This window comes from Pseudomonas sp. NFIX49 (assembly GCF_900115915.1).
Classification (GTDB): Bacteria; Pseudomonadota; Gammaproteobacteria; order Pseudomonadales; family Pseudomonadaceae; genus Aquipseudomonas; species Aquipseudomonas pharyngis.
On sequence record NZ_FOYE01000007.1, the window covers coordinates 384,421 to 408,730 of the forward strand.

Consider the following 24,310-nt stretch of genomic DNA (forward strand, 5'->3'; position numbering starts at 1 on the left):
TTTTTATTGGAACGACGCTGATGACTGCTCGCGCAGCGAACGCGGGCGCATGTCGATCCAGTGTTCGTTGATGTAATCCAGACAGATTTGGCGTTCGCCGCGCATCCCCGCCTCGCTCCAGCCGCTGGCCATCGGCTTGCCCGCCGGCCACAGGGAATACTGGCCCTGAGCGTTGATCACCACATCGAATTGCAGGTGTGCGTCATTCATGTCGTTCTCCTGTTGAACGGGATTGCAGCGTGGCCAGACTCCGGTCGAGCCCGGCGGCGAGATGGTTGAGTGCGGCCTGCCGCTGTTCGTCGCTCGAAGCGCAGGCCCCGACGTAAACCCGCACGGACGCCCCGCAGACCTGAGCGCAGGTGTCTGCATCGTCGTCCGCGAAAGCCCGGGCCGACACCTCGGCATTGGCGCTGGCATGAGCCTGGGCAAACGCGGTGGCGGCCGCCTCGGTATTGAGTTGCGCGTAGTACTCGGCGAACGCCTCGGCATCGCCGAAGTGCTCGGCAATCATGGCGATGTTGGCCGGTGCGAGGCCGTAGGCCAGCGCACTGGCGTGAGCCTTGGCATACGCCGCGTTATAGGCGTAGGCCTTGCGATACAGCGCCAGCAACACCGGTTTGAGCGTGGCCCGCCATTCGCCCTGACGCCCGAGCACGCCGAGCGCCGCCCGCTGATGCAGGCTTTGCAACGCGAGCAGCGCCTGCCGGTGTTCCGGCAAGGCTTCGCCGAGCATCGGCATGACCACGTCGGCCTGCCAGCGATGAAACAGCTGAAACGGCACCTGACCCTGCAGTTGCCTCAAGCGCAAGGCCGCGTTCGGCTCGGCTTCGCACAACACCTTGGTCAAGGCCAGCCACCATTGCGGCATCGAGATCGGTTCATTCATGGCGCCGGCTCATCCGTACCGATGACTTCGGCCATCAACCGCGCCCAGCGGCCCGCGACGATGCCGTAGTGATCGGTGTCGAGGGTTTGCCAACTGCGCAACTGCGGCAGCAAGGCCTGCCAGTTGCGTTGCAGGTCATCCGGATTCCAGGCATTGCCCAGCCCGTAAGGATTGGCGTGCCCGGCGATGAACAACCGCACCGCTGTGGTCGCCAGCTCTGGCGGTCGGAAGACGACCATGCTGGCCATGTTATTGCGGCAGCACACGGTCAGCCGTTGCAGATACGCCTGACGTTCCTCGGCCATGCCCTGCCCTTCGACCTCCGGCCAGCGCTGGGCGAACTCGCGCTGGAACACCTGCTCGATGGTCTGCTCGTCGATGCCGGCCAGTTGCGCCCCGGCATCCGGCGCGGGTGGGTCGATCAGGTACAACAATGGCTGCCTGAAGCCGTCGACCTGGGCCTGTTGACACAGCGCCTGCGCCACCCATGCGCCGAACGACCAACCGGCCAGACGCCAGGTGCAGCCGTGCGGAAGATGGACCTTGATCGCCGCCAGATACCAGCGTGCACGCTCCTCCACGCTGATGTTCGGCAACTGCGGCAGGCGCAGCGCCGGGTCGGCGATCACGCAAACGCCCAGCTCCGCCGGCAGCGCCGAGACCAGTTCCCGATAGGCCTGAACATCGCCACCCACCGGGTGGATCAGGTACAGCCAATCACGGCCGGCACCGGCATGCCACTGATCGATCCGCACCGCGTCGTGCCAGCCGTGCGGTGCAGCAGGGGGCGCCTCTTCAACCGTGGCGGTCGAGACCAGCCCCAGCACCTCGCTCAGGCTGACCTTGTGGCTGAATTGCGACAGCTGGAATACCTCACCCGTGGCCGCTTGCAGCTCGTCGATCAGGTCGAGCAGCGTCAGCGAATCCGCGCCCAGGTCGTACAACGAATCGTCATCTTCCAGCTCGGCCACACCGAGCCACTTGCACAGGCACTCACGCAGGCGCGCCGACAGATCCACGCCCTTCGGCGCCTCGACCGCTGCGGCCACGGCACCGTGGCGAACCGGATAAAACCGCCGCGCCGTGTCGATGCCGGTGGTGGAGATCAGCAACTGAGGCAACTGCGTCGCCATCGCCAGATCGAACACCCGACAGCCCTCTTCCGCCGACAGGCCAACCGTCAGATGCTCCAGATGCGCGGCGTCTCCACCGTTGCTGGTGGTGGCCATGCCGATGTCGCGCCAGATGTCCCAGTTGATCCCCAGTCGCAAGCAAGTGTCGGCGGGGTTCGGGCAATAGTGAGTGAAGCCGTCAAGTACCCCGCTGGCCGCCGCGTAGTCCAGATGCCCCGCGCCGCCGAACAGTGCCGACATTGACGAGCAATACAGGACAAAACCCGGTGTCAGGTGTTCGATCAACGCCTCGACCGCCAGCATGCCGCGAGTCTTGGCGGCCATGGCCTCGGCCATTTGTCGGGCATTGCGGAGGCGAATCAGACTGCCCGCACCGACGCCCGCCGCATGAATCACCCCGCTCAGACGACCGTAACGAACGGCCAGTTGATCGAGTACCTGCGGCCAGCGCGGCAGGTCGGCGATGTCCGCTTTGATGCAGTCGATCCGCGAAGCGTAAGCCGTCAGAGACGCAGGCAGTTGCCCCTGACGCGAGAGCAGCACCACTCGGCGTGCAGGCGCCTGCAGCAGGTGTTCGCACAAGGTCCGGCCGATGCCGCCGCTGCCGCCCAGCACGAGAAACGTGCCGTCTTCCGGCAGAAGCCCTGATGTCGTTGCTGGGCCGGTCAATGGCTGAGGCAGCAAGCGTGGCTGCCACAGGTAACCATCGCGCACCGCCATTCGCCGAGGCAATGAAACCGGATCGGCAAGCAACGCTGCCAACTCGCCGGCCTGCGTTTCGAGGCGTGACGAAGGCCAGTCCAGCCAGTGGCAACGCACCGGGTATTCCTGCGGCACCACTTCAGTGATGCCGGCCAGCGCTGCCAGTTCGGGGCGCTGAACCTCGCCGTCCACCGGGCATGCCTGCCATGACATCAACCACAACCGCAGCCGTGTCGTGCGCGGTGTTTGCCCCCAGACCTGCATCAGCGCACTGACCGTGTCCAGACAGGCCCACTGCGCCAGATCCAGCGATTGCTCGTTGACCGCGCCCGACACCGCCAGCGGCAAGGCATGCAGCCAGTCGAGTTCGCCGAGTTCAGGTTCTGCGACCTCGGCGAGCACGCGGTTCAGGGCTTCGATGTCCAGCGGATCAAGCTCGAAACGGTCCGGGCTCAAGCGCTTGAAGCCATTGCCCGCGCGCACTTGAATCACGCGTCGATAGACAGTGTGCAGGCTCGCCAGCAACGTCGATTCCGGCGTTTCATGGCTGCACAGAATCAGCACCTCACGGGATTGCGCCGTCGCTGTCGCGCTCAGGCGCCGGGTGCGCACCCATTGTCGTTGGTGAAACCAGTCCGCCAGCGGTTGTCGCGCAAGGGCTGGCGCTTCAGGTTCAGCAGCCACAGGCGTCTGGAAACGATAGGTCTGAAGATCGAACGATGACGGCGGCAAATCCCACGGCGGCGGTGCCGAGCGTTGCGGCCACTGGATATTCACACCTTCGTACCAGGCGTCCAGCAGATCCTGCGGCGATTGATCACGCGAGATCAACTGCGCACTTGAGACCGTGACCTCTTTGATCGCTGTTGGCTGCAACGGAATGTCGTCACCCGGCCGGCAGACCATCGCGAAGCGCCAGCGCAATTGCCGGCGACCTGACTGCAAGTGCCGCAGCAACGCGGTGTGCTGCTCAGGATTGGTTTGCAAATATTCACGAATCACCGCGATGTCACGCAGCAACTCCGCTCGGCTGTGAGCCGAAATCATCAGCAACGGCAGCGTTTCCTCGACCCCTTCCTGAGCCTTGGGCGCAGCACCAACGATGACATGCGCATTGGTCCCGCCAATCCCGAAACTGCTGACACCGGCCAATCGTCGCCGCCCTTGCGGCCATGGCCGGGACGTGGTCGGCACATAGAACGGCGAATGTTCCAGATCGATCTGCGGGTTGATCCGGCCAAAACCAAGGTTCGGCGGCAGCACGCCATGGAACACCGCGAGGCTGGCGCGAATCAGCCCGACTACCCCCGCCGCCGCGCCCAGATGACCGATCTGGCTTTTCACCGAGGCCAGCGCGCAATGGCCGGCAGGTGCGTCACCGAAAGCCTTGGTCAACGCCGCGACTTCGATCGGATCGCCCAGCAAGGTGCCGGTGCCGTGGGCCTCGATGTAGCCGATGTCGGCACCGGTCAACCCGGCCCGGTTCAAGGCATCGCGGATGACCGCGCTCTGCCCCGCCACCGACGGCGCGGTGTAACTCATCTTGGCCCGGCCATCGTTGTTCAACGCCGAGCCCTCGACCAACGCATAGATCCGGTCACCATCGGCCCGCGCCTTGGCCAGCGGTTTGAGCACCACCACGCCGTAGCCACTGGCGCCGAGGGTGCCGCTGGCGTCATCGCTGAATGGACGGCACAGACCGTCGGCGGAAAAGATGTGCTGCGAGCGATGCCGATAGCCCTCGGTCAGGGTCGGATCGATCAGCACCCCGGCCGCGAGCATCACGTCGCTGTCGCCCTGGCGCAGCATCGAACTGGCCAGGTGCACGGCGATCAGCGAACTGCCACACGCAGCCTGCACGCTCAGGGCCGGGCCGTTGAGGTCCAGGTGATACGCGGCTTTGGTCGCCAGAAAATCCTTGTCGTGGTGCAGCGCCAGTTGAAAACCGTCCGGCAGATCGTCGTCGGCGGTTTCGCGCAGCATCTGCTGGAAGTACGTGGTTTCGCCGCAACTGGCGATCAGACCGATGCGCGGACCATCCGCCGACGGGACGATGGCCGCGTGTTGCAGGGCCTGCACGCAGGCCATCAGCAGATGCCGCTGTTGCGGGTCCATCAGCCGTGCTTCCTGACGGCTGATGCCGAAGTACTCGGGATCGAAATCGAGCATGCCCGCCAGTTGGCTGCGGGCACCGACCAGGCCTTCTTCGGCAGCAAAGTGCTCGATGCCCAGCTCATTGCCTTGCACCATGGCCCAGAATTCGGACAGATTCTGCGCCCCGGCCACATTGACCGCCATGCCGATGATCGCCATCGGCTGATGGCCTGCATCGGTCTGCCGTATACGCTCCGCCGCTGCCACCGGCGCCGTCGACAGGTGCGCAGCCAGACGCCGCACCGTGACGTGTTCGAACAGATCGGCCATCGTCACCTTGTGCGGCAGTTCTTCGGCGTAACGGCCATGCAAACGCATGAGGCCGAGGCTGGTGGCGCCGGCCTCGAAGAAGGTCTGTTCCGGCTCGATGTCACGGCCGATCACAGCCTGGAACAACTCGCTGAGTTGCCGTTCCAGTGCACTCAGTTGAACAACCGGTTGTGGCGTGCTGCGCCGCTCCATCGCCTCGCCCAGATTCGGCAAGGCCTTACGGTCGATCTTGCCGCTGGGGGTGCGTGGCCAGAGGTCGATCCGCCGGTATTCATCGATTCGCACATGGGCCGGCAGCCACCGTGCAACCTGACGATCCAGCTCGCCGGATGTCGCAGGTTGACCATCGAGTTGCAGCCAGGCAATCAGCCGTGGCGGATCGGCCTGCACCGCGACCACCGCGTTGACCACTTCCGGCATCTGCATCAGCGCCGCCTCGATCTGCCCCAGTTCCAGACGATGGCCGCTGAGTTTGATCTGCTGATCGTCACGCCCCAGGTAATGCAGGCAGCCCCGGGCATCGGCCCACGCCAGATCGCCGGTGCGGTAGTACAAACAGCCGTCTGCCAGCTCGACAAACCGTGCGGCGTTCAGGGCAGGATCGGCCAGATAACAGCGGGCAACCATCGGCCCGGCCACCAACAGATAGCCGCGACTGCCGATCGGCACCGGGCGGTCGTGCTCATCCACCAGCAGCAACCGCGCATTGCCGACGGCATGGCCGATCGGCGCGCGCAATGGCCAGTCCCGCGCCACGGGCGGCAGGCGCAAGGCGCTGACCACGTGGGTTTCGGTCGGGCCATAGTGGTTGAACAGCGACGCGTGCGGCATGCCGTCGAACCAGTTGCGCAGCGCGTCGGTGCAGAGCAATTGCTCGCCGGCCGTGATCACCTCACGCAACGCCAACGGGTAAATGCCCCGACTCACGGCGGTTTGCGCCAGATGCTGCAAGGCCACGTACGGCAGAAACAGGCGCTCGATTCGCGCCTCGACCATGTAATCCAGCAACGCCTCGGCGTCCTGACGCCAGCGCGGCGTGATCAGGTGATAACAGCCGCCGCCGCACAGGGTGCTGAAAATCTCCTGGAACGACACATCGAACGACAGCATCGAGAACTGCAGGGTCACCGCTTTCGCCGGCAACTGCCCTCCGGTGCGCTGCCATTGCAGCAGGTTGCACAGGGTGCGTTCCGACACCTTCACGCCTTTCGGTGTGCCGGTCGATCCGGAGGTGAACAGCGTGTACAGCGGCCGTTCGCCAGCGTGGCGTGGACGCTCGAACGTTCCGGCATCGGCGCGCAGATCGACCCGATGGGTGGCGAATCGTCCGGCGTTCAGGTCATCCAGTGCAGCCTTGGTCGCGTCGCTGAACAGCACACACAGAGGCTGCGCCTGCTCCAGCACCTGACGCTGGATCGCCACCGGATAAGCAGGGTCGAGCGGCACGGCGGTCAGGTTGAGTTTGGCCAGCGCCAGCAAGGCGACGATGTGTTCTACCGAGGCATCGAGGAACAGCACGACATGCAGCGGCGCGTTCCCGGTCGCCAAGGGATGACGCTCGATCAGGGTGGCCGCCAGAGCATCGGCCAGCGCATTCAGCTCGCTGTAGTTGAGGCGGTGCTGGCCTTGAACCAGCGCGACCGCCTCCGGCATGGAATGCACTTGATGCTCGAACCCATCGGCCAATGTGTTGAACGGCAGCGCAATCTGCGGACCTTCGCTGGCGGGTGGCAGGCTGCGTCGATACGGACCGAGCAAATCTTCGAGGTTGGCCGCCGGGTTTTCCAGCAACAGATCCAGACCCCGGCGGAACAGCGCGTTCAACGCCCGCATCTGTTCGGCATCGAAATAGCTGCACTGATATTCCCACCAGCACTCCAGCTGCGAACCGCTGCCCACCATCAACAACGTCAACGGGCACTTGGCATGTAACTGCTCGTTGAATGCCAGCGTGGCGCGCAGGTTTGAGTCGGCCAGTGCGGCGTAGTCAGTGTTTTCCAGCACGAACATGAAGTCGAACAGCGAGGGGCTCGACGACAGCCGCAGGTCTTCCACCAGATCCGCCAGCGCCACGTCCTGCAACGCCAGCACTTCACGCACGGTGGCAGTCTGTTTGCGCAACTGCTCGCTCAGGGGCAATGCATTTTCAACGGCGGTGGGGATCAGCACGGTATTGGCAAACATGCCGACGGTGTCTTCGAACTCCGCCAGTGGCCGGTTGGACACCGGGCTGGCGATCCGTGGCCGCTCGCACCCGGTCAGGGCGTACAGGCTCCAGGCGAAGACACTGAACAGCACTTCGAAACGGGTCAGCCGTTGTTGGGTGCAAAAGCGCTCAAGAGCCGCACTGCGCAGGGTGCCCAAGGGTTCGCGGTGCAACCGGGCGTCCGGGCTGAGTTCGCGCATTGGCATCAATGCAGGCGACGGTTCTTCCTGACGGCGATGCAACTCGGCGAGGGCGCGGCGCTGGGCGCGATAATGCGGATCGACGCTCCACTGACGCTGCCACTGGCCAAACTCCAGCGTCGTCAATCGGGCGGCCGGTTGCAGGCTGTCGCGGCCTTGCAGGGCATCGGTGTAAAGCTGCGCCAGATCCTCGAACAACAGGTTCACCGACCAGCCATCGACGATGATGTGATGCAGGTTCAGCAACAGCCGGCAACTGCCATCGGCGAACGGCAACAGCCAGGCCTTAAACAGCTCCCGGGTGGTCAGATCGAACGGCGCGGCGAACACCAGCTCGGCGAAGGCCTGCCAGTTGTTCTCGGTGAAATGCCCGACCGCGAAGGTGCGACAGGTCGACCCCTGCTCGGCGATTACCTGATCCAGTCCATCGGCACCCGCCACAAATGCCGTGCGCAACCCCGCATGACGCTGCACCAGACGCCCCAAAGCCTCGGCCAGTGCCGCAACTTCGACACCTGCCGCCAGATGCAGAATCAGCGGCACGCTGTAGGCGGTCGAGGTCGGCGAGCGCTGTTGCAACAGCCACAGGCGGCGCTGTTCGGCGGTGGCCGGCAGGCGTCTGGCGCTGCTGATCGGAGGCGCGGGTGGGTAAATCGACTCGCCGTTCGTCTCACCGCTCAGTTGTGCGGCCAATGACGAGAAAGGCTCGTTGAGCAACGTGTCGATGGCGATCTCTCGCTGCCAGCGGACACGGATCGCCGAACGCAGGCGCAGGGCCTTGAGCGAATCGCCGCCACTGCCCAGCCAGTCGTCCTGCGCGCTCAGGGCCGGTTGGCCGAGCAGCGAGCGGGCCTGACTCAGCAACCAGTCCAGCGCCGGTGAAGCGTTTTCGTTATCCGTAGCCGCCAGGACTGGATGCCACGGACTCAACCCTTGGGCCAGCAAGCCATCACGATCAATCTTGCCATTGGCCGTCAGCGGCAGGCGCTCCAGCAGAAACAACTGGTGCGGCCGCATATACGGCGCCAGTTGTGCCCGCAGATGGTTTTCGAAGGCGTGATAGTCCAGATCCCCGCGCGGCACGATGAACGCCAGCAACTGATGATCTTCAGCCGCCTGACGCCGGGTGCAGACGTACACCTGCGCCACGCCTGGATGCTCCAGGATCCGTTGCTCCACCTCCCCCGGTTCGATCCGGAAGCCGCGAATCTTCACCTGCCGGTCGACCCGCCCCAGGTACTCGATCAAGCCTTCGGCATTGCGTCGCACCAGATCGCCGGTGCGGTAATGCACCTGCGCGCCACCGTCGAGGTCGGGCAAACGGACGAACTGGCGAGCAGTTTCTTCGCGCCGGTTGCGATAGCCACGAGCGACACCGCTGCCACTCAAATACAGCTCGCCGACTTCGCCCGCCGGCACCGGCCGTTGCTGTTCATCCAGCACCAACACGCCAGTGTCCGGCAACGGTCGGCCAATGGGCGCCGAGTCACCGGCAAAATCGCGGCTGATCGGCCAGCACAGGGCAAACGTGGTGCATTCGGTGGGGCCGTAGACGTTGAAGATCCGGCAGCGGCTCTCAGGGTTGGCCCGATACCAGCCGCGCACGGCGGCAGCGCTGATCTGCTCACCGCCGATCAGCACCTGACGCACGCTGGAAAAACACGACGGCCACTCGGCAATCAACGTATTGAACAGCGACACGGTCATGAACAGATTGTCGACCTGGGTGCGCTCCAGCACCTCGGCCAGTTGACGCGCATCCAGCACGTCCTCGTCGGCGATCATCACGCAGCAACCGCCGTTGAGCAGCGCTGCCCACAGTTCGAAACTGCACGCATCGAACGCCGGGTTGGACAGGCAGGCAAACCGGTCCGTCGGGCGAATCTCGATATAGCCGTCGGTGTGCGCCAGACGCAGCAGGCCGCGCTCACCCACCTCGACTGCTTTTGGCGTGCCGGTGGTGCCCGAGGTGTAGAACAGGAACATCACCTCGGCAAAGTCTTCGGCCAGTGTTTGCGGCGGAGCGTCCGGCTGATCGAGCAAGGCCTCGACACTGGTTTGCCACAGTGACGGCGACCACAGCGGTTCTTCGTCCAGGGTAATCAGGCCGACACACGCCGCATCCGCCAGCATCAGTTCCCGGCGTTTGCGTGGGCTGGCGCGATCCAGCGGCACCACCACCGCGCCGACTTTCAGGGCGCCGAGAATCGCCGCCAACCATTGCCAGCAACGCGGCATGCACAACGCCAGCGACTGGCCGGGTTCGACACCGCGCGCCAGCAATCCTCGGGCGATACGTTCGCTCGCGCTGGCCAGTTCCGCGTAAGTCAGCGTGACCGACTGATCAATCACCGCCGGCGCTTGCGGATTACGCCGCACTTGCTCGGCGAAACGCACTAGCAACGGCATGTCTTTGGACGCACTCATCATTTCGCCTCCTGCGCGTCGAAGCGTTGCAGCTCCCGACGGATGATTTGCGAGACCCGGTGGATTTCCGCGCTTTCGAGCATGTCCCAGTGCCCGCCGCTGACCAGTTTCGCCAGATAGCCACTGCCCGCGCGGCGACGCCAGAAGCCACGCAATTCATGCAACTGATGGCGGCTGAAATCTTCCCGCGCCTGGATCAGCACCACGCGGCCGGCGCGCGGCGCGCACTCATAGGCGGCCATGGCCAGGCGGTTATGGTTGTAGATGTTGAAGTAGCGCTCGACCTGCGCGTCTTCGATGCCGGGGTACATGCCGTTGAAACGCACCAGTTTGTCGCGAAACTCGGCCATGTCCACGGTGCCGATCTGCTCGCGGAAACCGGGGTCGTCACTGCCCTGGGTGTCGAGCAGCACCACCGTCACCTGACGATGCCCCGCCGCCGTCAACCGCCGCGCCATTTCATAGGCCACCAGGCCGCCGAACGACAGCCCGGTGAGGATCAGCGGTTGCTCCGTCAGCGGTTCGATCTGGCGCAAGTAAGCCTCTGCCATCGCTTCGACCGTCGGCTCGGTGCTCTCCCCCGGATTCAGTCCCGGCGATTGCACCCCGTACACGCCGGTTTCATCCGGCAGCACCTTGGCCAGCGACAGGTAACAGAACGCCGTACCGCCCGCCGGGTGAATGCACACCACGTTGTGCTGGCCGCTGCCGCGACGGAATTCGATCAGGTTGCTCTGGGCCAGCGCCGGATTGGCCCCGACCCGCAGCCAGCCCCCCAGCGCTTCAATGGTCGGGTAGCTGAGCACCACGCGCACCGGCACTTCGACCGCGAACTGCTGGCTGATTTCATGAGCCATCTTGATCGCGGCGATCGAGGTGCCGCCGACGTTGAAGAAGTTGTCGCGAATGCCGATTTGCGGCGCCAGCAACAGGCTTTTCCAGATCTGGTACAGCGCCAGCTCGACGTGATCGCGCGGGCTGCTCAGGTTGACCTGACGGTTGACCATTTCTTCGTCCGCCAACGTGGTCAGCGCGGCGCGATCAACCTTGCCATTGGCGGTCAGCGGCAGCGCGTCGAGCCACAGATAGCTGCCGGGGATCACCGCTCTGGGCAGTGTCGTCGCCAGATGGACGTGCACCGCTGCTTCGTCCACGGTCTCGGCCACCACGCAACAGGCAACCAGCCGCTGGTCCTGCGCCGCTTCGCCGACCATCAGCACCACGGCGCTGCGGATACCCGGAAACGCTTCGAGCCGGGCTTCGATCTCGCCCAGCTCCAGGCGTACGCCGCGCAGCTTGACCTGAAAATCGTTGCGACCGAGAAACTCCAGCTGACCGTCCGGGCGATAACGCGCCAGATCGCCGCTGCGATAGAGCCGATCGCCTGCGACAAAGGGGTTGTCGATAAAGCGCTCGGCACTCAGTTGCGCCAGCCCCAGATAACCACGGGCCACGCCGACGCCGCCAATGTGCAGATGCCCGGTCACGCCCACCGGCACCGGCTGGTCGCGGTCATCGAGTACGTAAAAACGGTTGTTGGCAATCGGCCGACCGATCGGCAGTTGCCGGGCCGGCACCTCGGCGCCGGGCTCCAGGGTCCAGATGCTGTTGATCACCGTGGTTTCGGTCGGGCCGTAGACGTTGTGCAGCCGCGCATGGGGCAGACGCTCCTGAAAGCGCCGCGCCAGGGCTGGCTGCAGTTCACCGCCGCCGCTGAACACATCGGTCAGCGACACACACTGGCTGACCTCGTCGACTTCCAGAAACAGCTGCAACATCGCCGGCACGAACACCAGCGCCGTGACCTTCCGTTCGCGCACCTCGCGGGTCAGATACGCCGGTTCGTAATGCCCGCCGGGTCGCGCAATAACCAATCGCCCGCCGGTTGCCAACGGCCAGAAGGTCTCCCAGGCCGAAGCATCGAAACCGAACGGGATCTTGTGCAGCATCGCCCCTGCTTCGCCGCAGACCTGCAAACACCACAGCAGCAGATTGCTCAAGCCACGGTGGGCGACCATCGCGCCCTTGGGCAACCCGGTGGTGCCGGAGGTGTAGATCACGTAGGCGAGATGGTCCGGGGTGACGCCGACATGGCGCGGATCAAGATTGTCGGCCGCCAACGACGCCCAGCTCGCGGCATCTTGTTCAAGGTCGAGGATCGGCGCTTCCCAGTTCGAACCCTGCACGGCCTGACGCAAGATTCCGTGCGCCGAACCAAGGGTCAGCAGCACCGCCGGCGTGCTGTCGCCGAGCATATGACTCAGGCGCCCCAACGGATAATCCGGATCCAGCGGCACGTAAGCGCCGCCGGCCTTGAGCACCGCCAGCAGCGCCACCGGCAACTCCAGCGAACGCTCGATGCACACCGCCACGCGCACATCAGGGCCGACGCCCAAGGTGCGCAAGTGCCGCGCCAGCCGATTGGCTTGGGCATTGAGTTCGGCGTAGCTCAGGGATTCGCCCTCGAAGACCACTGCGCAGGCCTGAGGGTTGCTCGCGGCCTGCGCTTCAACCAGTTGATGCACGCAGGGCGCCGTTTGCGTCAGCGGCGCGGCGCGGTTGAAGTCCACCAGCACCTGCTGGCGCTCAGCCTCGTTCATCAATGGCAAGGCATTGATCGGTTGCTTGGCGTCGGCGGCGATCTGTTCGAGCAGATGTCGGTAGTGCCCGCTCAGGCGTTGGATGGTCGCGATGTCGTAGAGGTCGGTGTTGTATTCCACCAGCAAGTCCAGCCGCCCTGCCCGCTCGACCCATTCGAACGCCAGATCGAACTTGGCCGTGGCGCTGCTGGTGCCGTACGGCGCGAGTTCCAGGCCGGGCATCTGCACCGCGTTGCCCGGTGTGTTCTGCAACACCAGCATCACCTGGAACAACGGCGAATGACCGGGATCGCGCGGCGGGTTGACGGCTTCGACCACGCGGTCGAACGGCACGTCCTGATGGGCGTGGACGTCGAGCATCTGGCCACGCACCTCGCGCAGCAGTTCGGCGAAGGTCTGCTGTGGATTCAGGCGCTGACGCAGCACCAGCGTGTTGACGAAATGGCCGATCAGCGGCTCGACTTCCGGGCGATTGCGGTTGGCGAACGGTGTGCCGATGCACAGATCCTGCTGACCGCTGTGGCGCCACAGCAGCACCGCTAAAGCACCGAGCAGTACGTTGAACAGCGTGCCTTGGGTCTGCCGGGCCAGCGCCGTGAGTTCACGCAAGGTGCCGCCATCGACGGAGGAACTGAACGTGGCCCCGACATAGCGCTGCGCCAACGGGCGCGGCCGGTCGGCGGGCAAGGTCGACAACAGCGGCGCGTCGTCCAGGGTGCGACGCCAGTAATCGAGTTGTGCATCCAGCGCCGCACCGCCGATGCGCTGCTGCCAGCAGGCGTAGTCGGCGTATTGCACCGGCAACGGCGCAAGCGTCGGGGTTTCGCCACGCAGATAATCGCCGTACAGCGTGGCGACTTCGTGCAGGATCACGCCCATCGACCAGCCGTCGGCGATGATGTGATGCACGCTGTAAAGCCAAAGGTATTCATCGTCGGCCACGCGCAGTAACGATGCCCGCAACAATGGGCCGGTGGCCAGATCGAATGGCGCCCGGGCATCCTGTTCGACGGCGAATCGCACCTGTTGCTCACGCTCGTCGGCAGGCAATTGGCGCAGATCCGTCACCGACAACGACAGCGGCATCGACGAATGCACCACCTGACGCGGTTCACCGTCGACGCGGCAAAACGTCGTGCGCAGGACTTCGTGGCGGGCCACCAGTTGGTTCAGCGCCCGCTCCAGTTGCGCGACGTCCAACTGCCCTTTCAGCGTTACCGCCGTCGGCACGTTGTAGAACGGGTTGCCGGGTTCCAGTTGATCGAGAAACCACAATTGCCGCTGCGAGAAGGACAACGGCCAGGACGTGTGCGTGCCGGATCGGCGGGGAATCGCCGCGTCATCGTGCCCGCCGAGCAAGGCGATCAGTTCCTGTTTGTGACGTTTGAGCGCCTGGGTCAGCTCTTCGGTGAGAAACCCGCGCGGCGCCTTGCAGCGCAGCCTGTCACCGTCCACTTCGAGCACCACGCCATGGCGAGCGAACAACGCCAGCAATTGATCGGCATTCATACTTCGAACTCCTCCATGTCTTCGTCGTCCAGACTTGCGGTCACAGGCTCGATGGCAAACGCCTCGACCGGCGCGCGGTGTTGTTCATCGGCCGTGCGCAGCCCGCCGATCATCGAGTAGATCAATTCATGGCTAGGCCCGAGGTCGAACAGTGTCGTCAGTTGCTGCTCCTCGACCGAGCCGATACCGCAAAGGCCCAGGCCGTGCTCGACGGCGGTCATGCTCAGCAACTGGGCCATGGCGCCGCTTTCGATGTGGCAGAAGTCGCGGCTGCGCTCGCCATACAGCGGGCGAATCGCCGCCATGTCGGCGATGAAAAACAGCGAGAACGCGGCGTTCTCATACACCGGACGGTTGACGAAATAGTCGTAGGTGTCCGGGTCGAGCGCTCCGCTCTGGAGCGCCAGCAGACGATGCTGGCGGGGATCGTAGTAATACGCGCCGCCAGGCACGCCGAGCACGCGATCCGCTTTGATGTAGAGGTAGGCCTGAATCGGGTACAGCCCGCCCGCCGACGGGAACTGGTATTTCACTTCGCCGTCGAGTTGCCCCTGGGCCAGCGCTGCCAGTACGTGGGCGAAGGCCTGGGTGGCGATCGGTTGCCGATCGTATTGACGCACCGAGCGGTAATCACTCAAACGCCGGGCGAAGGCCGGGTCCTGCGGCAGATCCAGTGCCACTGCCGGCAAGGCTTGAGCAAAGTCACGACGCCCACGCTGTTCGGCTTTGAACTGCGCCCGCTGCTGGGGATCTTCGATGATGTCCTGCGCGGGCTCCGGGGCCTGCTGCACGTTGCCGAGCAGATCCTGCCGCGCCCGATTCTGTCGATACATGCCGAGCAGATGCAGCAACGTCGGCTGGGCCAGCAGTTGCGCCACGTGCGGGCGGAACTGCAAGGCGCCGGACAAGGCGTTGCTGATCCTGACGATATCGATCGACGTTGCGCCGAGGTTCAGCAGATTGGCGTTGGCGGCAATGGAATCGCGCTTGAGCACGTCCTGCACGATTTCCACCAGCCGTTGCTCCTGCGGGCCCTCGACTTCGAGCGCCGGCCCTTGTTCCTCGATCTGCTCCGGTTCCGGCAGGCGTTTCTTGTCGACCTTGCCGTTGGACGACAACGGCCAGGCTTCAACAAAGGTGAACGACGGCGGAATCATGTAGGCCGGCAGCTTGTCGCTCAGGTACGCGCTGAAATCGCTGGCCTGCAACGCCGGATCGGCCTTGAGCACGTAACCCGCCAGACGCTTCTCGCCCAGCGTGCTGCCGAGAATCCGCACCACCGCGCTCTGCACGCCGGGATGGCGATTGAGCGCGGCTTCGATCTCGCCCAGCTCGATGCGATAGCCCTGGACCTTGACCTGATTGTCTTCGCGACCGAGGAATTCGATGTTGCCGTCCGGCAGCAAGCGTCCCAGGTCGCCCGTGCGATACAGCCGCTCGCCGGTCAGTGGATGATCGAAGAAACTGCCAGCGCTGAGTTTTTCATCGCGCCAGTAACCTTTCGCCAGACCGATACCGCCGATGTACAGCTGCCCCGCGACCCAGGTCGGGCGCACTTGCAGCGCTTCGTCCAGCACATAGAAGCGCTGGTGATCGAGGGCCTTGCCGTAGGGAATGCTGCGCCAGGCCGGGTCGACGTGCTGTACCGGGTAACAGATCGACCAGATCGACGCTTCGGTGGCACCGCCCAGGCTGATCAACTGCAAATCCGGCTGCAAGGCCCAGGCCCGTTCGGGCAGGGTCAACGGGATCCAGTCGCCGGACAACATCGCCACCCGCAGGCTGGCGGGCAACGTGCCGCCCTCGCCCTCTACGTACTCGACCAGCATGCCGAGCAGCGCCGGCACCGAGTTCCACAGGCTGACCCGATGACGTTCGATCAACGCCATCCAGTGCGCCGGATCCAGCGACAGTTGCGGTTCGAGGATGACCACCGCCGCGCCCACAGCGAGGGTGCCGAAGAAGTCATAGACCGACAGATCGAAGCTCAGCGACGAGATCGCCAATACCCGGTCAGTCGGGCCGACGGCAAAGCGCCGGTTGATGTCGAGCAAAGTGTTGACCGCACCGCGATGGTCGATCACCACGCCTTTCGGCTGGCCGGTGGAGCCGGAGGTGTAGATCACGTAGGCGAGGTCGCTTTCGTTCACCTGCACCGGTTGCAGTGGCAGTTCATCGTTCGAGATTTCATCGGCCACCGCGATGGCCGTCACCTGCGCCGGCCATTCGACTTTGTCGAGCAGCGCCGGTTGGGTCAGGGCCAGACTCGCCTCCGCCCGTTCCAGAATATGCCGCAGCCGTTCCGCCGGCTGAGTCGGCTCGATCGGCAGGTAAGCGCCGCCGGCATACAGAATCGCCAGCGTTGCGACCACTTGCTCCCAACCGCGCTCCATCACCACCGCCACCAAGCGGTTCGGCAGGACACCCTGCGCTTGCAGTCGGGCGCCGAGTTGCCGGGCCTCAAAGCGAAGCTGGGCGTACGTCAGTTGCCGCGTACCGATCACCGCCAGGGCATCCGGTGTGGCGCGGGCCTGACGTTCGAACAGTTCGTGCATCAATGGCAGCGTTTGCTGACGGTCGACCGGTGCCGGCAAGCGTGCCTGCGGCAGCAGTTGTGGCGTATTCGCGCCCCAGGCTGCCGGCTCGCAAAGGCTGTCGAGCAGGGTGTTATAGGCGACGAACATCTGCTCGATCATGCCTTGCGGGAACAGTTCGTCGATGCTGTCCCAGTTGAACAGCAGGCGCCCTTCCAGCTCCAGCAACGTGTGGTCGAGCCACACTTGCGGGGTCTGGGTGATGCTGTGCATGTGCCGCGCGTTCAACGCGTCGGCGAGGTTGAATTCGGCCAGTTCCGGCGCCGCTTCCGAGAGCGTGCTGTTGAACACGATCGGCATCGCCGTCTGCTGCACGCCCCGGGCCTGGGACAATTCGCGCAGTACCCGCACGCCGCTGACCACCGAATGGTCGATGTCGCGCCACAGTTGCGCCTGCACCGCGCGGGCCTTGTCGGTGAAGCTCTGCGAACCGTCGATACCGACTTCCAGCAGCACCAGCGAGGTGAAGTCGCCAATGATTTCGTCGACATCGCTGTGCAGCGGCATGCGGTTGAACAGCGGCAGGCTCAGGGTGAAACGTGGGGTGCGGCTCCACAGCGCCAGCACTTCGCTGAACGCGGTCAGCAGCATCACCGATGGCGTCACGGCAAACTGTTTGGCCACGGCTTTGAGCTGCGTCCACTGCGCCGCCGACATGTCGCGGTCGCGGCGGGTGAAGTGCGGGTTGGCGATGCTTTCCGGCTGGCGTACCAGCGGCAGGTCCGGCGCCGGGGCCAACGTGGTCACCCGCTCACGCCAGTAGCCCAGCGCCTGCTCGTAGCGGCGGCCATTACGCAGCTGCTGTTCGGCCAGCACATAGTCGCGGAAAGTCAGGCCCGGTTCAGCCAGCTCGAGCGCGGGATCGAGGTAGAACGCCATCAGTTCGCGGGCGAGAATCTGCGTGCTCGCGGCGTCGACGATCAGCGCGTCGAGGCTGATGTGCAAATGGGTGATGCCGTCATCGAGTAGCGACAGGCTGAACTCGAACAGCGGCCAGCGACTGGCGTCCAGCACCTGATGGGACTGACGTTCGCGGGTCGCTTCCAGCGTGCGCTGCGCCACATCGGCGGGCAACCCGCGCAGGTCGCTGCGGGGCATGCGATAGGTCGGCACCTGCGCCAGCACTTGCTGGGTGCCGTCGCTGAGGAACACCACACGCAGCATGTCGTGGCGCTGGATCATGCGGTTCAGTGCACGCTCGAAACGCTCGGCGTCGAAGTCGGGAATGCGCAGTTCTTCGTAACCGTGGGCACTGACGCCACCGAGGCTGACCGTGGCCTCGCGACCGAACCAGTAGGCTTGCTGGATATCGGTCAGGGGGAATGGTTCATGTCGATTAGCGCGATCCGGTTCGATCTGAATGAACGCCGGTTCAACGCTATGCTCTTCACGCGACACCTGCGCCGCCAGATCCAGCAACACCGGGGTCTGGAACAGGCTGCTCAGGGACAGTTGCGCGCCCATGCGCTGGTTGATCGCGTAGATCATCCGCGTCGCCAGCAGCGAGTGGCCGCCGAGGTCGAAGAAGTTGTCGTGAATACCAACCCGCTCGCACTTGAGCACTTCGGCCCAGATCTCGGCCATTTGCCGTTCAATGTCGTTGCGCGGCGCCTCGTAAGTCGCCCCGGCGCTGCGTTCAGGTGCCGGCAGCGCCTGGCGGTCGAGCTTGCCGTTGCGGGTCAGCGGCAATTGCGACAGGCGAACCCAGGCACTAGGGATCATGTGTTCGGGCAACTGGCGTTGCAGTTCGGCACGCAGGCATTCAGGGGTCGCGGTGCCGACCACATAGGCCACCAAACGCTTGTCCCCGGCCACGTCTTCGCGCAGCAACACGGCGGCTTCCTGCACACCGGGTTGTTGATGCAACAGGCTGTCGATCTCGCCGAGTTCGATGCGGAAGCCGCGCAATTTCACCTGTTGGTCGATGCGTCCCAGGTACTGCACGTTGCCATCGGCCTGGAATTTCGCGAGGTCGCCGCTGCGGTACATCCGTGCGCCCGGCTCGGCGCTGAACGGATCCGGCAGGAAACGTTCGGCGGTCAGGTCCGGACGGTTCAGATACCCTCGGGCCAGGCAGGCGCCAGCGATGTACAACTCGCCCGCCACACCGACCGGGACCGGATTCAAGTGCTCGTCCAGCACGTACAGCCGCGCGTTGGCGATGGGACGGCCAATGGGCGGCGCGTCCGGCCAGAACTCGGCCTCGTTGCAGTCAAGGCTGAACTGGCTGACCACATGGGTTTCGGTCGGCCCGTACTGGTTGTGCAACTGCGCGCCACCGAGCCCACGGACAAAACCGCGCAGCTCGTCGTTGATTTGCAGGGCTTCACCGGCGGTGATGATTTCGCACCCACCAAGCGGCATCGGTGCATCGGCCTCGGTCAGGCCGGCGAGTTGCTGCAACACGGCGAACGGCAGGAACGCCCGCTGCACGCCTTCGGCCACCAGAGTCGGGCGCAGCGCGGCGAGGTCCTTGCGGCTGTCTTCGGTCATCAGCAACAGGCTGCCGCCCTGACACAGCGTGCTGCAGATTTCCTGGAAGGAGACGTCGAAGTTCAGCGAGGCGAATTGCAGGACGCGCTGCGGTGCCGTGGCTTGATCGAGCTGCCAGCCAATCAGGTTGTCCAGCGCACGACGGCTGTGGGCCACGCCTTTCGGGCGTCCGGTGGAGCCGGAGGTGTAGAGCACGTAGCCGAGGTTTTCCGGGCTCACCGTGACTTGCGGATCATCCGTCGGGTGTTGTGCCCATTGCGCTGCGTCTGTGTCCAGGCAGCAGACTTTCGCCTCGTTGGCCGGCAGCCCGGTCATCAGGCTCGACTGGGTCAGCAGCAGGGTCGGCGCCGCATCGCTGAACATGAATGCCAGACGCTCGCTCGGGTAAGCCGGGTCAAACGGCACGTACGCCGCACCGGCCTTGAGGATCGCCAGCAGGCCGATGACCATGTGCGGCGAGCGTTCCAGGCACAGGCCGACGCGATGTTCGGGGCCGACACCTTGTTCGATCAGGTAATGCGCTAGGCGGTTGGCCGCGCGATTCAGTTCGCCGTAACTCATTTGCTCACGGTCGGCGAGCAGCGCCACGGCGTCGGGCGCCTGCCGGGCAAGGGTTTCAAAACGCGCCACGCAACCGGGCAACGACACGGTATCCCACGCGGTGCGGTTCCAGTCATGAACGATTTGCTGGTGCTGCTCGGCGTTCAGCAGCTTGATCGCGGCCAGCGACTGCTCGCTGTCCTCGACCATCTGCGTCAGCACTCGGCGCAAGTACTCGCCGAACTGCTCGACGGTGCCGCGCTCGAACAGGCCCGAGGCATATTCAAGACCGCCGACGATCTGCCCGTCGCGCTCATGGAGCGCCAGTTGCAGATCGAACTTGGCCACGTGATGGCTGCTCTCGACCGGCGTAACGTCGAGCCCGGTCAGCAGCAGATCGGAATCCTGATCCTGTTCCCAGGCAAACAGCACCTGGAACAGCGGACTGTGGGCCAGGCTGCGCGGCGGGTTGAGCAATTCCACCACTTGCTCGAACGGCAGGTCCTGATGTTCCTGAGCCTCCAGCGCCACTCGCCGTGCCTGTTGCAGCCATTGCCCCACCGACGGCGTCCCGGACTGAGTCATGCGCAGCGCGAGGGTGTTGACGAAGAAACCGATCAGCCCTTCCAGTTCCTGCTGCGGGCGGTTGGCCGATGGCACGCCGATCACCACGTCGCCTTGCCCGGAAAGACGCGACAGCAACAGCGAAAAACCGGCCAGCAGAGTCATGAACAGCGTGGTGCCTTGCTGCATGCCCAAGGCTTTCAGGCGTGCGGTCAGGGCGGCATCGAAGACCAGCGGGACAAAGCCGCCGAGATAATCCTGCACGGGTGGGCGCTTGTGATCGGTCGGCAACTCCAGCAGCACCGGCGCGCCGGTGAGGGTTTCGCGCCAGTAACGGCTTTGCTGCTCCAGCACGTCGCCGGACAGCCATTGCTTTTGCCACACCGCGTAATCCACGTACTGCACCGGCATGGGCGGCAGCGGATCGTCGCGATCCTGCAACGCCGCTGCGTACAGCTGACCGAGCTCGCGGGTGAGCACACCCATCGACCAGCCGTCAGAAATGATGTGATGCTGGGTCAGCAGCAAGACATGGTCATCCGCCGCCAGCCGCAGCAGGCTGACCCGCATCAGCGGGCCCCGGCTCAGGTCGAAGGGTCTGGCGCCTTCCTCGTCGATCAAGCGGCTCAGGCGTTCTTGCGCATCGAGCCCCTGCACGTCAGTCACCGTCAGCCGGACACTGTGCGCAGGCGGCGCAACCCATTGCCGCCCTTCCCCTTCAACGGCGATGAACGTCGTGCGTAACGCCGCATGGCGCGCCACCAGTTGATTGAAGCTGCGTTCCAGTGCCGGCACGTTCAGCGAACCGCGCAAACGCAGGTTCAGCGGCATGTGATACGCCGCATTGCCCCCCTCCATCTGTGCCAGAAACCACAGGCGCTGCTGAGCAGACGACAACGTTTGCGCGCCCGTGCGTTCAAGGGCTGTGATGGCCGGGCGAGCCGCGGCCTGACTGGCTTGCAGCCGTTCGGCGAACGCCGCCAGAACCGGTGCGGCAAACAGCGTCGAAGGCGCCACTTCCAGCCCCAGCGCATGACGAACCTGCGCCAGCACGCGCATCACCAGCAGCGAGTGACCACCGAGGGCGAAGAACTGATCCTGACGCCCCACCCGCTCGACGCCGAGCACGTCGGCCCAGATTGCGGCGAGCGCGGTTTCCAGCGGGCCTTGTGGTGCCTGGTACTCCTGCTGATCGAACGCCTCAACGTCCGGCGCCGGCAGATTTGGCCGATCGACCTTGCCGTTGGCGGTCAGCGGCAGTGCATCGAGACGCACGAAGGCGGTTGGCACCATGTAGTCCGGCAGGCTGATTTGCAGTTGTTCGCGCAGTGAGCGCGGGCTCAGCGTTGAGTCTGGTTTTTCGCAGTAGTAGGCGACCAATCGCGGTTCACCGGGACTGTCCTGGCGCAGCAACACCACGCATTCGCGCACGCCCGGAATGTCCGCCAACCGGGTTTCGATTTCCCCCAGTTCCAGACGCAGGCCGCGCAATTTGGCCTGGGAATCGTTGCGGCCGAGGAATTCCAGTTGGCCGTCGGCCCGGTAACGCGCCAGATCGCCGGTGCGATACAGACGCTCGCCCGCCACGAACGGGCTGTCGATGAAACGCTCGGCGGTCAGTTGCGGCAGGTTCAAATAACCGCGCGCCACGCCGACGCCACCGATGTACAGCTCGCCCGCGACACCCTCGGCAACCGGTGCGCCGTCAACGTCGAGCAGGTAAATCCGGGTGTTGGGCAGTGCCCGGCCGATGGGCAGCACTGGGTCGATCTGGCTGTTTTCGGTGAGCTCGAAACAGGTGCTGTCGATGCTCGCTTCAGTCACGCCGTAGGCCTGGACGATCTGCACGCGATCACCGCACAGCCTGCGCAATTGCCGCGCGCTGTGGGCGGTCCAGATGTCGGAGCCGCAGACCACGGTGCGCAGGAACGACAGGTCGTGGCCGGTCTCTTCGACCCACGCCAACAGTGGATTGAGCAGCGCCGGCACGAAGTCGGCAAAGCCAATCTGCGACTCGCGCATCAGCCGATACAGAGCCGGCGGATCCATCAGAGTGTCCCGTGGGCAGAGCACCAGCGTGCCGCCAAAACCCAGCGCACGGATCAGGTCGGCGCTGAACACGTCGAAGGAAAAACCGGCCATTTGCAGGTGTTTGATCGGCTCGCCCAACTCATAGAGTTGCGCCCAGTCAGCGCTCACCGCAACCAGTCCGCGGTGCTCGACCATCACGCCTTTCGGGGTGCCGGTGGAGCCGGAGGTGTAGATCACGTAAGCCAGGTGCCGGGGTGTCAGGCCGATCGTGTGAGGATCGGGGTTGTCTGCCGGGAGCGAAGCCCAATCACTGGCGTCGGCCAGATCCAGCAGCGTCGGGGTGGTCGCCGACTGTTGGAGCGCCGCCCGCAAAACATCGCGCGCGTGGCCGTGGGTCAGTACCACCGGCGGTGCGCTGTCGGCCAGCATGTGCGCCAGCCGCGCCTGCGGATACGCCGGGTCCAGCGGCACATAGGCGCCGCCGGCCTTGAGCACCGCGAGTACGCCGACCAACATCTCCAGCGAACGCTCCAGACACAGTCCGACCGGCACGTCCGGCCCGACCCCGAGCTTGCGCAGGTGATGGGCCAACCGGTTGGCGCGGGTGTTCAGTTCACGATAACTGAGCGCCTCCTGCTGCCAGCGTACGGCGATGGCCTCGGGGTTGCGCCGCACCTGCGCTTCAAACAGGCCGTGCACGCACAGGTCTGCATCGAACGGTTTCAAGGAGCAAACGTCGGGCTGCGCGGGATTCGTCCCACGCAAGGAAGTGTTATCGAGCATCGGAGGCTACCGTCCATGACTACTTTATTTTTGTGATCAGGCCGGGACAAAAATGCCCCGCCAGTCAGGCCCCGGCATCAGATGCCGGCACGGTCATTCGAATTCAGGAGGATGGCGCGGCGCGCGCGTGCAGACTCGCGTTGAACGCGGGCACACGGAGAAATTCGGGGGGAGACAGGCTGGAGAAAAACGCCGCCGCGCGGTCGGCGCAGGCAACTGGAAAGTGGGCCGGATCATTGGCGACAGACGTCGCCCCGTTCATTGCATCGACGATTGCAAACCGCGTGACCAATTGAAACCTCGACTTCCATTTGAGGGTCAACGACGAGGAACAACCTGCGCGGGGATGACAGCGCCAGGGTGGTCCCGATCGGCTGCGACTGCCGGGTCTGTAGACACACGGCAATCTTCTGGCGCCGGGTTTGTGACCCGAAGCGCCGGCGGATAATAACCACGTTTTTTGTTAGGGAGGCAAACAAAATGTAGGAAATTTGCTAAATAAATATCGGACGTTTCCTACATGGTTGTGACGATGGCAAAGGGACAGGGATGTCAAAAATGCTCGTACACCGTACCGCCGTTTCCTGCAGGCCAAGGGCATCGAAAACCGCTGCAGCGTCTTGAGTGGCCAGCGAAAAAGTCACCGCGCGACCTACCTCGATAGCCGGGCGCTAACAAGCGCTAACAACGCATAACTGGCAGTCATTCGGCTGTGAAGGCAGGCTTGAATCTCACCGCTGAACGCCGGGCCACCTGCAAATCTTTCCGGCAGCCGCGCTCAGTCGAACGATGGTTTTGCGAGGGATTCGACCATGGCTGAAGGTTATCGCAACACTTGCCTGTGCGAGTCAGACCGGCTCGGCAACGACGAATTGTATGCCTTGGTCGCGGGCGCCGTCCGGCATGGCCGGGGTGAGGCGCAACAGCTGTTCGCGACGGTGACACCGTTGCTCATCGCCTTCTACGAAGGTCAGGTGCAGGCTGGGCGGATCCGTCGCGAAGACACCGGCAGCCTCGTCCAGCAAGCCTTCAGGGCGCTCTACCAGGAACAGGCCGCCCATGACCCGAGCTTTCCGTTTCGCGCCTGGCTGATCGAAATCGCCCGCTCGACCCTGCTCGACAATCTTGGCCATCGCGGCGCTGATGCCGTGGCCACGGCCGACGCGCTGGCGGGTGCATCTGCACGGGAATGTCATGAACCCACGCGGGCCACATGAA

General features: G+C 64.5%; 6 protein-coding genes. 1 reads left to right on the forward strand and 5 read right to left on the reverse strand.

Features of this window, described 5'->3' with window-relative positions; translation table 11 throughout:
- Positions 1-3 precede the first annotated feature (3 nt).
- Genes BMZ46_RS21915 through BMZ46_RS21935 form a run of 5 tightly spaced genes read right to left on the reverse strand, consistent with a single transcriptional unit; the run spans position 4 to position 23,092 of the window.
- Positions 4-210 (reverse strand): MbtH family protein, encoded by a 207-nt coding sequence (locus BMZ46_RS21915; protein WP_074690728.1) that lies wholly within the window; start codon positions 208-210, stop codon positions 4-6.
- Positions 203-886, reverse strand: coding sequence for a hypothetical protein (locus tag BMZ46_RS21920; protein WP_081353136.1), 684 nt, complete (start codon positions 884-886; stop codon positions 203-205). The genes BMZ46_RS21915 and BMZ46_RS21920 overlap by 8 nt, the downstream gene beginning before the upstream one ends.
- Positions 883-9,978 carry a hybrid non-ribosomal peptide synthetase/type I polyketide synthase gene (locus tag BMZ46_RS21925; protein WP_074690727.1) on the reverse strand — a complete coding sequence of 3,032 codons (9,096 nt, stop codon included), beginning with the start codon at positions 9,976-9,978 and terminating at the stop codon, positions 883-885. The genes BMZ46_RS21920 and BMZ46_RS21925 overlap by 4 nt, the downstream gene beginning before the upstream one ends.
- Positions 9,978-14,087 (reverse strand): non-ribosomal peptide synthetase, encoded by a 4,110-nt coding sequence (locus tag BMZ46_RS21930; RefSeq protein ID WP_074690726.1) that lies wholly within the window; start codon positions 14,085-14,087, stop codon positions 9,978-9,980. Before BMZ46_RS21930 ends, BMZ46_RS21925 begins: the two co-directional genes overlap by 1 nt.
- Positions 14,084-23,092, reverse strand: a complete 9,009-nt coding sequence (locus BMZ46_RS21935; RefSeq protein WP_074690725.1) for a non-ribosomal peptide synthetase — start codon at positions 23,090-23,092, stop codon at positions 14,084-14,086. The genes BMZ46_RS21930 and BMZ46_RS21935 overlap by 4 nt, the downstream gene beginning before the upstream one ends.
- An 812-nt stretch (positions 23,093-23,904) precedes the next feature.
- On the opposite strand from BMZ46_RS21935, the gene BMZ46_RS21940 reads away from it, so the two are divergent.
- Positions 23,905-24,309, forward strand: a complete 405-nt coding sequence (locus BMZ46_RS21940; RefSeq protein ID WP_074690724.1) for a hypothetical protein — start codon at positions 23,905-23,907, stop codon at positions 24,307-24,309.
- The last annotated feature ends 1 nt before the right edge of the window (position 24,310 follow it).